The sequence below is a fragment of the Fundidesulfovibrio butyratiphilus genome (assembly GCF_054657235.1).
In genome coordinates, this window is the sequence record NZ_BAAHXA010000001.1 from 1,651,671 (window position 1) to 1,664,639 (window position 12,969).

General features: G+C 63.6%; 7 protein-coding genes. 2 read left to right on the forward strand and 5 right to left on the reverse strand.

All coding sequences use genetic code 11. The features are described from left to right. The first annotated feature begins 54 nt into the window (after positions 1-54). Positions 55-2,670 carry a RyR domain-containing protein gene (locus ACYQ01_RS07780; RefSeq protein ID WP_459933264.1) on the forward strand — a complete coding sequence of 872 codons (2,616 nt, stop codon included), beginning with the start codon at positions 55-57 and terminating at the stop codon, positions 2,668-2,670. Positions 2,671-2,731: 61 nt separating this feature from the next. Here the strand turns inward: ACYQ01_RS07780 and ACYQ01_RS07785 are convergent, their stop codons facing one another. From ACYQ01_RS07785 to ACYQ01_RS07800, 4 genes are all read right to left on the reverse strand, one after another. Continuing rightward, positions 2,732-5,176 (reverse strand): C-terminal helicase domain-containing protein, encoded by a 2,445-nt coding sequence (locus ACYQ01_RS07785; protein ID WP_459933265.1) that lies wholly within the window; start codon positions 5,174-5,176, stop codon positions 2,732-2,734. 233 nt (positions 5,177-5,409) lie between these two features. Beyond that, on the reverse strand, positions 5,410-7,413 hold the full coding sequence (locus ACYQ01_RS07790) for a phospholipase D-like domain-containing protein (protein ID WP_459933266.1): 2,004 nt from the start codon (positions 7,411-7,413) through the stop codon (positions 5,410-5,412). Continuing rightward, positions 7,403-8,500 carry a hypothetical protein gene (locus ACYQ01_RS07795; RefSeq protein WP_459933267.1) on the reverse strand — a complete coding sequence of 366 codons (1,098 nt, stop codon included), beginning with the start codon at positions 8,498-8,500 and terminating at the stop codon, positions 7,403-7,405. The genes ACYQ01_RS07790 and ACYQ01_RS07795 overlap by 11 nt, the downstream gene beginning before the upstream one ends. Positions 8,501-8,936: 436 nt before the next feature. Next, positions 8,937-9,938: a helix-turn-helix transcriptional regulator gene (locus ACYQ01_RS07800; RefSeq protein WP_459933268.1), complete on the reverse strand. Its 1,002-nt coding sequence runs from the start codon at positions 9,936-9,938 to the stop codon at positions 8,937-8,939. A gap of 168 nt (positions 9,939-10,106) precedes the next feature. Between ACYQ01_RS07800 and ACYQ01_RS07805 the strand changes: the two genes are divergently transcribed. Next, entirely contained in the window at positions 10,107-12,179 is a 2,073-nt protein-coding gene (locus ACYQ01_RS07805; protein WP_459933269.1) for an AAA family ATPase, read from the forward strand. Between the two features lie 84 nt (positions 12,180-12,263). Here ACYQ01_RS07805 and ACYQ01_RS07810 read toward each other — a convergent pair whose 3' ends face one another. Continuing rightward, the gene (locus ACYQ01_RS07810; RefSeq protein WP_459933270.1) at positions 12,264-12,896 is read right to left on the reverse strand and encodes a cysteine peptidase family C39 domain-containing protein; all 633 of its coding nucleotides are present in this window, start codon (positions 12,894-12,896) and stop codon (positions 12,264-12,266) included. Positions 12,897-12,969 lie beyond the last annotated feature (73 nt).

Genomic DNA, 12,969 nt, shown 5'->3' on the forward strand with positions numbered 1-12,969 from the left:
GGCGTGCGCGTGTTCTGAGGCGCACCCCCCCACCCCCCAACCCCGCGAGCGACCATGAGCGACCAGCACGACACACCCGATCTTACGTCCCACGTGACCGCCTTCGCCGGCATGCGAGAACGCTACGCCGCCCTGGCCAAGGTTCTCGAAGCCGCGCTTCGGCAGACCGGCAAGGAACTGGACATCCACTCCCTGGTTCAGGGCCGGGTGAAAACCCTGGAGAGCTTCGCCGAAAAGATCGAACGCAAGAAGTACGGCGATCCCTTCGCCCAGATGACCGACCTGTGCGGGGTGCGGGTCGTCACCGAGACCACGGACCAGGTGCGACGCTTTTGCGCGCGCATCCGCGACCTGTTCGAGATCGACGAACGAAACTCCCTGGACAAGGCCGACCAGCTCAAGGACTCGGAATTCGGCTACCGCTCGGTGCATTTCGTGGTGTGCCTGCGCAAAAATGCGGACAGCGACGCGATTCTCCCCCTCCCAGGCCAGGAAAACCCGGACACCGAGCACCAGCTTGGCGGCCTCAAGGCCGAAATACAGGTGCGCACGCTCATGCAGCACGCCTGGGCCAGTGTGGTGCACGACAACCTCTACAAGAGCGATTTCAAGACGTTGAAAAAGAAATGGTCGCGCGACGCCGCCCGCATCGCCGCCCTCATCGAAGACGCGGACACCTGTTTCACTCGCCTTCTGGAAGACATCGCCGAGCACAAGACCATGCAGGGCGACGTTCTGGACGAAGAGACCGTGCGCAAGCAGGTCGACCGCCTGGCCATGCTGCTCGACCACGGGGGCGACACGGTCGCCACGGCCTGCAAGATGGCCCGGCTCTGGATACGCGCCGACAACCTGGACCGGGCCGAAGAGGCCCTGAAGCCCTTGGGGCCAAGCCAGGACCCCCGCCTTGAACGCGTGTTGGCCGAAATACGCATCGCGTCGGGCGACGAGGCCAAGGTCACACACGGACGGGAAGACCTGAAAAGGCTCCTGGCCGACGACCCTCAGGGCGGCGACCCCGTGGGGCTGGTGCTGGTCGGCCGGTCCTACGGCTGGAACGACCTGCAGGAATCCGTGGACTGGTACGCCAAGGCCTTCGCCGCTCACCCCACGGAGCCGGCCATTTTGCGCGGCTACCTGGAACGCAAGATCATCCTGGAGCGGACCGCCGACTTTCTGCCCCTGCTCCACCCCGCCCTGGACAAGGCCCTGGAGATCTCCCGGGGACGCGCGGACATGGACACCGGCATGCCCTGGACCTGCCACGACATCGGCATGCTCGAACTGCTGCGCGGGCGCGGCCGCGAAGCCCTGGAGGCCTTTGCCCAGGCCGTAATACGCGACGGTTCCCTGCGCCGCGTGGACGAATTGATCGAGACCCTGCGCCGTATGGAGAGCGTGGCCGGTCGGGACCTGCCCGGTCTGGACTGGGCCAGGGAATTTCTGATTCTGGCCAAGGCGAACCAGGCGCGGCGCCAGGCCTTGGAGGCCAGCAAAGACCCGGCCGAGGCGGCCAGGGACTGCCTGAAGGCCCACGGCGAGCCCTTTGACCCGCCCCTGGACGGACCGGTGTGCATCGTGGCCGGCGGATGCGACCCCGTGGCCGCGTCCGGCCTGGAGGACTGCCGCGCCCTTGTCGAACACGCCCTGGCCGACGCCTCGGGCACGGTCATCTGCGCGGGGATCACGACGGGCGTCAGCGGCCTGGTTGGCGACCTGCTGGGCGGTCGGGACGCGGTTCGATTGGTCTGCCGCCTGCCCGAATTCCTGCCGCGAAAGCTCGGTGCAACACCTATCACCGAGCACCCGGCCTATGAACCGGGCAAACGCTTGTTTCCGGGACACGAGTTCACGCCTCTGGGGCCGCTTCGGGTCTGGGCGGACATTCTGGCCTCGGGCCTGGCCCCGGAAGACGTGACCGTTTTCGCCTTCGACAACGCCGGCCCGATGAGCGTCTGCGAATGTGTCATCGCGGCCGCCCTGGGCGCCCGGATCGGCCTGATGCGAGGCGGCCCAGGCCAGGGACTCAGGCTGCTAAGCGACCCGTTCTGGTCTTCGCGGCCAAACCTCCTGCCCCTGCCCGCCGACCTGGAAACCCTGCGCCTCTTTGTCCGTCCGCCCGCCCCCAGCCAGGTCCTGACCGACGAGGACCGGGAGCGCCTGGCCAGAAACGCCCATGCGGAATACCGAAAGGAGCGCGGCAAGAAGCTCTCTTCCATCGAACCGGCCCTGGCCGACTGGGACGACCTGGCCCCGAGCATGCGCGAGTCGAACCTCAAGCAGGTGGACCACATCGAGGCCAAGCTGCGCCGGGTCGGCCTGGGACTGCGCAAGGTTTCGGACCGCGAGATCGTGGCGTTCGACATGAGCGGAGCCGGCGTGGTCGAGGAACTGGCCGAGTTGGAGCACGCCCGTTGGAACCTGGAGCGCCTGCAGGACGGCTGGCGGCCAGGCGACCGCGACCACCTGAAGAAGACCAGTCCCTATCTGGTTCCCTGGAACGAGCTGCCCAAAGACATCAAGGACTATGATCGCCAGGCCGTGATCAAGATACCGGCCATAGTCAAAGAGCAGGGATACGAGGTTTATAGGCCGTCGCGCCATCGAAAGGTACACGCTCCAAACCAAGGCCACGCCGTTCCCCCTTCGGGAAGGGGGGACGGGGAATGAAGCGACACACCGGGAAGCGGACGCGACGGATCGAAGCGACACAGGCGTGACGTGGAAGCTTCTATGGGGTTCCTGCTCCGCCAGGTTTCGCCCGCCCGGGGGAGAAGGTGGGGGCCGCGCGAGAAAGTTCCTCAATTATGGCAAGGTCGCACGAAACTCCCTGAGCCTGATCGAACGGCACGACAACACCGTGAAGTTGCGCCCGCAGGTCGGCCCATCTTTCCATGAGCACTTGCCAGTTGTATTCGTCGTACGTTCCGCGAAAAATCACGGGTTTCACCAGGATGCGCGGCAAAGACTCCCCGGATGCGTTTTCAGCCACCGCCTGTTTCAGCATGGCGCCCCAATGGCTTCCCACCCTGTCCACGCGTCCGATCTGCTGTTCCACGACCCCGGGATTCCATTCCGGGTGCAACAAAATGACGACGCGACAGGCCTGATGCAGGTTGAGCCCTTCTCGTCCGACCAGGGATTGGGCCACCAGCACCCGTGGGAAGCTCCCCGGCCGGTTGAAGCCGGCCTGGATGATCCGCCGCGAGGGATGGGAGGTGTTTCCGTACATGAGACGGGCGAAACCTCCCCGATTCACGCCGAACTCCTCTTCCAGACGCTGCTCCACAAGGGGCCACAGGGCGTGCGTCTCCTCCTCATCCAGGAGGCCATCGCCGTTGACGTCTCCCTCGTTCTTGTCGGTAACCGCGTCCATGAGATCGATAAACGCCCGAGCCAGTTCCTCAGTCGAGGCCTCCAGCGCTTCGTCCGGCCCAATGAGGTTCATGACGGCACGACTGACGAGTTGAAGAGGGGCTTTCAGACCAGTTGCCGCTTCCTGGTTCCGGGTGGCGTCTTTGAACGCCGCGAACAACGTTACCGCACGCGAAGACAGCGCCCCGATGGGCCCGGCCAACCCCGCCTCCACACGCTCGATGAAGTTTTTCCGAAAGGTTTCCCGCATCCTTTCCAGACGGTTATATTGTGTACCGAGCGTCGCGTTGAGAGAGGACACGCTCTTACGCACCTGCATTTGGGAGATCGCCGCGAGAACGGCCGCGGTCATGCTGTCTTCGTCTGACTCGGCGTCGTGGATTTTCGCTTGCGGCCAACTCCGCCCGGCCTGAAGGCTGCGAAGCATTTCACGCGCGTTGAGGAGCTGTACGAGAGCACGCATGGGCACGGTATAACGCCCAAAGACAAGAACTTTTTCACCACATTGCACAAGGCGTTCAATTTCTTCGACAGTGGCCCGAATGGCCGGATGTTCAAACAGCACGCCTTTCGCCGAAGTGAAAACACCCTGCACCCGTCCCTTCCACCAATCGACGCGTTCCCTGCGTTTGTCCTGGCCCTGTCCGGCGGGCTCCTCGTTGTTGGTTGCAGCGTTGTCCCCTGTGTCCTGCCGGGTCTGTTCCGCGTCCAGCGTGTCGTCGCATTTGGCCTCGTCCAGAATTTTGGCCAGTCCATGTCCATTGGCGAAAGTGAGCCGGAGTCTCTTGGTTTTCGAATCCCAAGAGTTCGATTCGGCCACGGAAAGGGATTCCGCCGCGCATACGGCCTGCTTCCAGGGTCTGGTGAGATTGAGGACATCGATGTCAATCTCGATGCATTGGCGGTAGGCGTAATACGGTTCTTGCGAACTTCTTTCAAACAGTTGAACGGTTTCGTCCTCGCGCTTGTCGCGCCGGATCAGAAAGGGCGAGAGCGCCTCCTGGTAGGCCACGGCCGCCTTCTTAAAGCACTCCCTGCAAGACACATTGCCGCGCCAGCGTTGACGCACCTCTCGCGTCGCCTCGGCGAACTCCTGAAGAACGGGACCGATGCGCTCCAACTGGACATCTTCCATGCCGATACGTTGCAGGGATTGCCGCCACTGGTTGACATCCAACTCCACGGGAGTCGCGGTCATGGCCAACCTGCGAGCTTGGGCCGAGTGCAGGACCACGGTATCGATGAGGCGCGTCAAAGCGCTGTCCACGCTCCGGCTCTTGTGCGCCTCGTCCACCACGATCAAGTCGAAAGTGCCCAGGCCAAGGCCAACGACGCGTTCAAACGGCTCACGCAACGACTGCCCCGCACCATAGAGTTCTCCATCCAGGAGATTCGTCCCTTTACAACGTTCGCGTATTTCCTCCATGCGACGATAAGCCGCATGGTCCGTATCCCCGGGGATCGCCTCGCAGATACTTTTCGCGGCCGCCAGTACCCAGGTGTCCTTGAGCGCCTCGTCCTTCCCCCACCTCGGAAACGGAAGACCCTGGCGTTTTCGCCAATAGGCATACAGCGTGGGAAGCAGCGCCCAGCGCCAACTCTTTCCCGCCGCGTGAAAACGCCAGTTGGAAAACAGGTGGGAAACCAGCACCGCATTGCACTGAAACCAAGGAGAGGGTTCCGCCCCCGGTTCCCAAGCCTTGAGGTAATCCCACAAGCTGCGCAGCACCGGAGGCGCGAAAACCTTGCTGTCCCGGAGTTCCCTGTTCCATTGGTAGCCCAGTCCGGGGGGAATGAACATGACCGCTCGCCCCCCGGCGTCCATCACGGCTTTGACCACGGCCGCGACAATGCGGGTTTTCCCCATGCCGACTTCGTCGGCAAGGATGAGCCCGTGATGGTTGATGCGTTCGGCGATGGCCTCCAGGGAGTCGCGCTGTCCCTGGTTCAGCCAGGGGTCGGCTCGCGAAGCTTCCTGCTTGACGCGGTGGCGCAAACGCTTACCGACTTCATCCCATCCCTGGAATTGCCCTTTCACGAAAGGTCTCCCAGGCCTGGGAGACCGGCCATGCCCCAGGCGTTCTCCACGCGCGTCAGGGCCGCGTCATAGAGGCTGCCGGGCGTCCCGTCCGAATTCTCGGCGAACGGAGGTCGAAAGGCGCAATGACGCAACGGGTGCAGAGGATTCAAACCCAGCAGGAGGAAATACTGCAACTCCTGACTGCCCGACGCCAGACAGAGCACCTGCTCCAGACGTGAACACCACGACGGCCAGTCGACTTCCGACAGCCTGGTTTGTTTGTCGGCTACGGCCTCGATAAACTGCATCATCCTGCGAATCGGATAGGCAGACTCCGGCAAGGAGGACCTGTCGTCCCGGCCTTCCCGGAAACACCCCCCTTCGTCTGAAATATCGTCTCCCGGACCATCATCCTGGGGCGGCGCGGGGAACTCGTAGAGACTCCACCAGGCTTGGTCCAAATCCAGGCGGGGCAGTTCCGTGGCGGCCACCCTTCCGTAATCGTCCAGCACCGGCACTTCGGACTCCAGGGAACGGCCTCCGGCCAACCAGCGAACTTTGACCTGTCGGGGAGGATGCTCCTCGGGCCAGAACACGCGGCGATCTTTCTTTGCCGCCTCACACACGGCGCCCGAGGGTGTGAGCACCTCGTATGGCCCGCGCGCGTCGCCTGAATCTTCGAGCATTCCCCGCCCTTTTTCGCGAAACCAGCGCAGCCAGGAGATCGGCGGAGCAACAAATTCGCCATCGTGGGGAGACATGTCCGCTCCAGCGGTGAGATCCGATTGCACCAGGGCGCTCTCCTCGTCCCACTGCACGGGAAGAAGGTCCTCCACGGGCGTACCGTCCGGATCGGAGGAATCCTCCCGCCAAAGGAGCCCCTTGGGAGCGATCAGCACGCCGGCCTCCAGGTTGCCCTGTTGCGGGTGGACGGCCGAAGCGAAGCCCGCCTTGGTCAGGTTGCCCGAGCCGAGATACAACCAGGCGCTGCGACACGTGTTGGACCGTTGGTTGGCGCTGAAAAGGAACTTGGCGTGCAACAATCGCTGCGCATTGCCAAAACAGGCATGCACACCCGGACGGCGCAGCGTCCATCCCGCGCGCAACATGGCCTGGGCCGCGTCGGCCACGCCCTGACAGGCCTCGGGATTGGCAAAGACATCCACTTTGGCGGACCTGGTCAACAACCCCTCCTTCCGCAGCAGGCTCACGATCGCTTGCAGCACGGAAGGCGGGGCGCTGTGGTCGGCGTGCGCCTGGAAAAAGCCTGACCCCATGGCCAGACCGCCACGCGACACCGCACCGCCTTCTTGTCGGATACGGGAAGGAAGTTGATCCAGCAGGGACCGTTTCCTGTTGTCCAGGTAGCGCGATTGAACCGCCTGACCGGTCCTGTCCTCAGCCACCTTCCGCACCCAGGTCCCAAACAGCGCGGCCGCGCGCTCTGTCTCGCAAACACGTCCGGCAAGGGCCTGCGCGTTCAGGATTCGGGTGTCGAAATACGCAAACAACCACTTGAACATGTCCCAGGCGGCAAGGATATCGGAGCGAACCCTCTCCACTTCGGGCGAAGCGGCGTCCGTGCTTTCCAAATCCGCCCTCCAGACCAGATCCAGGGTGCGCTCCAAGGTATGCACGGTCCAATTGCCGGTGGAAACAAGCAGCCGGAGCATCCACTGGTCCGACTTTTCCGCGTGCCGGTATCCCAGCAGGCCAACCTTGGCATGCAACAGAGCGAAAGGTTTGGGCTTGTCGATTAAAGAGCCAAGGTGGATGACCCCTGGAACTTCGACCGGGGCGATTTGCCGGTGGCCTGGGTCCAAAAGCAGAGCCAGGGATATTTTTCCCCCATACGCGCGACGCGGGGCCGTAAAACCGGTAAACCGCTCCGCGGCCAGGTCCAGGAAAGTGGCGTCCGCCGAAAATCCGCACAACCATCCGAAATGGCCTACATACCCTTGAGGCGCCTCGAAATGATCGATCAGGGACAAAGGAGCGCTCCGCCGGTTATTGGACATGCTCCCCCTCCTCCTTCTGGGTCGGTTTGAGCCATGTACCGAGTTCACCGGTCAGATCGAGTCTGAAAAGGAACATGTTGTGTATGCGAAATGAAATGCCGGGCGGTAATGTGTCGATCCGTTGAGTCTGGCCGGCGCCTTCTTCATCCGCTTCCGACTTCTCCGCTGGCGCGCCCTGCGCGGCCTGTCCTCCCAGGAAGGCCGGACCCGGAAAGATATCCTCCCCTCGTCTTCGCAGGCAACGCCCGTCGCGCTCCACCAGGGCGCGCAAGGTCGTGACCGGATCGCTTGCAGCGCATTCCCGGCAGAAGACCGAGGCCATGTCCTGCGGGGAACCGTCCCCCGCCAAATCCAGGAAGTCTTGGGCAAGCTTCCTCAGCCTGTCGGCGGACGCTTCCAGTGCGTCCGGAAACTCCCCGCCCAGGCTCAAACATTTGCCCGGGGCGACCTCGCCCAGGAAGACCTCCACACTGTCCAAAAAATCAAGCGCCGCGTCCCGGGCCAAAAAAAAGGACGCTCCAGTATGCAGGTCGCGCCAATGCTCGTCCGACAGGCAGTCAGGCTTTTGGCTCCAGGTCACGGGTTGCGTTGCCGCGACGGCCAGCTCTCCCGCCCAGACAAGGACATCCTTCCTGCGTTTGGCGTCATCCCCGCCTCCACGCGTGAGCAGGTCCGCCAGGTCGCCGCGCGCCTGCGCGGGAAGCGGTTCCAGAGGCGATAAAAGCCCGCTCAACTTGTTCTGGGCGTTCGGGGCTCTGCCGCCATCAACGGCCCAGTCGCACAGGACATCCAGCGCGCTCTTGGAATAGTAGCATGGCCCTGTCAATCCCGCATCTTTCAGGAAATCCCAGCCGGCTTGGGCGCATTCATAGGCATTGAACATGCCGGAATCAGACCGGACCAGGCCAAGCGTCGCAAGAGCCTGCACAGCGGCCATGCGCATGGGCTGGGAAACGTAGAAACCCGGCCGGCGCAGCAGAGAAAAAGACCGGTTCGATTTGTTCCTGAGTTTCTCCACACCTCGGAGACGCTGGTCGGACTGGTGGCCGTTGCTCTCCAGGGCGAACATACAGGCCAGCGCCTCCACGGCGTTGGCGGTTTCGATGTTTCTGACCGGCTTGCCGCGCGACCGAACGGATTGGGCCACATAAATACCCACCAGGGCCAGAAGCACTTGTCGGCCGAACCAGACGCCGCCCACACCGGGAACGGCCCGATTGTTGAAATACCGCACTGCCGCGCCGAGCCCGAGCGTTCGGACCCGTCGAATGGACATTCCACATTCTGGGCCAAGCAACCCCCAGAGGACTTCCATGCCTCGCCCTCCCGCAATGCTCAATACCAATCAGCGACGGAACACCCTCGCTTTCCGAATATAAAGCGAGGTGAAACAAGACCATACCGTCAACCCGCATAGCAAACAATTGAGATATTGCATCGCCGGGCGCGCGACGCACCATTCGCGTCCCGAAAGGAACGCCCTTTCTCAACCGGCCTTGTCCCGGCAGGCGGGAGCGCTTGGTTCATCCCTTGTCGTAGCGCCTGGCCAGCTCGTGAAGCTCGCGCCGGATCTCCTCGCGCAGATCCTCCGGCTCCAGGAGTTCCGCGCCCGTTCCCAGCGACAGCACCCAGCTTTTCAGGTCATGCCGGCCCGAGGTGGTCAGGACGATCTCGACCCCCCCGTCCGTCAGGCGATGCATTTCCTGTTTCTGGAAAAAGCGTCGCTCCAGAACGTATTTGGCCTGGTCCGGCGCGATGCGCACCCGCGCGCTCACCGGGTCGTCAAAGGTCAGGTTGAAGGCCTGCCCGAGCTTGACCTCGGGGTCGAAACCTTCCGGGTACTGGAACGTGTCGGGCGTGTCCTCCAGGGCCTGAATCCGCTCCACGGCCAGCACCCGGATGTCCCCGTAGGCCGTGGTCCGCACGAAAATATAGAGGCCGCCCTTTTTTTCGAAAAAATGCAGGGGATCGATGCGGTAGGTCTTGCACGCGCCCGTGGAAAACGCGGCATAGGTCACCAGACAGGTGCGCTGGGCCAGCATGGCCCTGGTGAGGGATTCGACCAGCGCCTCCTTGCCTTCCAGACTTTTCTCGAACCCGTCGCTGAACAAGAAGAGCGACCGGAACCTTTCGAGCCGGGACAAAACGCCCGGAGGCAGAAAGGCCTCGAACTTGGCGAAGGCCGAGGCCAGGGCGTCCTCGATGGCGCTGCCCCTAAGCGGTCCCGGGTCGCTCCCGGCCAGGTAGAGCGCGATCATTTCCCGCATGGTGAGATCGGGTCTGGGCAGGCTGAGGTTGGGCAGACGTTTGGCGTAGCCTTCCTCGATGCGCCAGCGTTTGGCCCGCTGCAGGGGAGGCTGCTCGTCGTAGATTGGGAAGCCCATCCCCTGCATGATGTCCAGGATGCGGTAGACCTGACGTTCGCTCACGCCAAGGCCCTGGGCAAGCTCCTTGAGCGTGGCCCCCTGTGGTCGGTTGAGAAAATCCAGCCCCTGAAGAATCTTGGCAATTTGCTGCAAGCGCATGAGTCCCCCAAAACGGTCTTTCCCCTCTGACCGCTTTTGTCAGGGTGGTCTTCTAGCATCAGGACACCGACACGGCAAACAGCCACCGTTCGATTCCACAAGCGTCCGCCGGCGCGAACGAAACGCCCGCGCGGTTCCTACGAAACGAACAACTCCTGGAGAAACACCATGACGGAAGCCTTTGAGCGTCGCAGGATCATCGGCATGGCGGCAAACATCATGAAAGGCATGACCTGGCGTCATCCCCTGGCCCCCGAGATGCTCTCCTGGGTCGAGGAGAACAAGGATATTCTGCGCACGCCCGCGGACCTTCGGATGAACTTCGAAATCAAGGAGACCCTGGCGCCCCGAAGCCTGTGGACCAAGGCCCGGGATCTGGTCGAAGACCGCAGGGCCGCGCTCAAGTCCGCCAGGCCAGGGCTTATAGAGACGCATCTGCAACGCGTGGGGGAACTTTTCGGCCTGGACGCCCTGGAACGCGCGATCCTGGGCCTTGCCGTGGCCTACGCCAGCCAGAAGGAGGCCGAAAGCCTGATCGACATGACCGCCGGCGCGGAACTTCGCGGCCCGGCCCTGGTGGCCAAGCTTCTCCGGGCCAGACAGGACGCGGTGTTCAAGCGCCTGGACAAGGGCTCCCGCCTGGGCTCGACCGGGCTCATGGAGATGGGAATCAGCCTGAAGCGCTACGCCGATCTTTTCAATGTCTCCGACGGCCTGCTGCGGGCCTTGTCCCCCCCGCGCAAGAACGTGGCGGCCATGCGTCAGGCTCTGCTGGGCCCCGTCCCCCGGGCCGAGCTTCTCTGGGAGGACTTCGATCATCTGGCCAAACAGCGCGACTTCCTGGCCAGACTCCTGCGCGGAGCCGCCAAAAGCGACGAGACCGGGCTCAACGTGCTGGTCTACGGCCCCCCGGGCACGGGAAAGACCGAATTCTGCAAGGTCGTGGCCGAACGGCTCGGCTTCGCCCTGTACCCCGTTGGCGAATGCGACGAGGACGGCGACCAGCCCACCCGCGGCGAACGCCTGCGAAGCCTGAAAATGCACCAGATGCTCCTCAGCGGCCAGCCGGAGGCCCTGGTGCTCGTCGACGAGATGGAGGACCTCTTCGGCCAATTCGGCCAGGAACGTTTTTCGCGGGTGTTCGCCCACCGCGCCCTGGAAACCAACCCCAGGCCGGTGCTGTGGACCTGCAACCACATCGAAAGTTTCGACCAGGCCATTTTGCGGCGCATGGCAATGGTCATCGAGGTCAAAACGCCGACGCCGCGGGTGCGCGAACGGGTGTGGGTCAGGGTGCTCAAGAGCCAACGGCTGAGCCTCGGGTCCGAGGAGATTCGCCTGCTCAGCCGGGAATTCGAGGCCCCGCCCGCCGTGGCCGCCGCCGCGGCCCGGGCGGCCCGGTTGGCCGACGGCGGCTGGCCGGAGATCCGCATGCTGGTCCGGGGGGTGAGCAAGGTGCTCACCGGGCGGGAGGTCCTGGACACGACCGCGGGCGAAACCACGTTCGACCCGGGACTGGCCCGGGCCGACCACGACCTGGCCAGCCTGGCCGAGCTGCTGGCGCGAAACGGCTCCCGACGTTTTTCGCTCTGCCTCGCCGGTCCTTCGGGAACGGGCAAGAGCGCCTACGCCCGATTCCTGGCCGAACGCCTCGGCCTTCCGGTCCTGAGCAAACGCGGCTCCGACCTGCTCGCGCCCTATGTGGGAGAGACGGAACGAGCCATAGCCCGGGCCTTTGCCCAGGCCCGCGAGGAAGGGGCCCTCATGGTGTTCGACGAAGCCGACTCCCTGCTTTCCGAAAGGGCGGGGGCGAGTCGCGTGTGGGAGGTCAGCCAGGTGAACGAGATGCTCACCTGGATGGAAAGTCATCCCCTGCCCTTCGTCTGCACCACCAACCTGATGGAACGCCTGGACCGGGCCTGTTTGCGGCGGTTCACCTTCAAGGTGCGCTTCGACTCCCTGCCGCCGGAACAAATCCGCCTGGCCTTTCGGCGATTCTTCGGCCTGGAGTCGCCGGCGCGGCTTTTGTCCGGCGCGGTCGAGCTCACCCCCGGGGACTTCGCCCTGGTCGCCCGCAAGGCCCTCCTGCTCGGCACGTCCGAGGACGCTTCGGCCCTGGCGGCAATGCTCGAAGCCGAAGCCCTGGCGCGGCCACGGGGGACGGCCAAGGCCATCGGGTTTTCCTGTGGCGCCCCGAAAGACGCGCTTGTTCCTTTCTTAGGTAACACACTGGAACAATAAGTCTCTTTATCGACAACACCGCGCCCCGGCCGGGGCGCGGCGCGCGTGACGGGCGGCCGGGCCGGGACTCGGCCGCCTTGACGGTCAGCGCAGGGCCAGGCTGATGAGAGCGTGACCGAGACGGCAGGATTTCTCCTCGCCCGTCAGGCCCTGGTGCCGACAGACGCGCCTGACTTCCCGGCGTTCGATCTTCAGCGTGGCGTTGTACCGTCCCCGGCAAGGGTGCCGGGACAGGCCGGGACCGTACCCCGGGTCGAGAAGAAACAGGTTCACGATCTCGTCGTCCGTCTCGCGTTTTCTTTCCATGCCGATGCAGGCAACGAAATGTCCGGAGTCCACGGACCAGGACAGGGGCAACACCAAGGCCTGGCCGTTGTCTATCGCCCGTTCGATGCATTCGAGCTTTTCGTCGAGACGTTCGTTCTCGTGCAGGTTCACCTCCACGAGCTTGCCGTATGTCCGCGAGATGGCCTCGCGCAGGTTTTTGAGTTTGGTTCCGCCGTTGAAGAATCCCCGACTGTAGCGGTTGAAAAAGTTGAAGAGTTTTCCCAGGCGCTCTCGACCGTCCAACGTTCCGTAGACGCTCGCGTCCAGCTCCTCCCGGTCGATGGCCCCCAGGGCCAGGAGGGCCATGATGGTGGCGTAGGGACCGCATGCGCCGTCCAGGTCTCCTTGGCGCAGATAATAGTTCTGATCCGCAAGGGCGATATAGGGCATGTCGATCTCCATGTTCGGACGAGGCGACAGGGTTCGCCTGGCCGTGTCCTATCAACAGGGCGGTTGCGACACC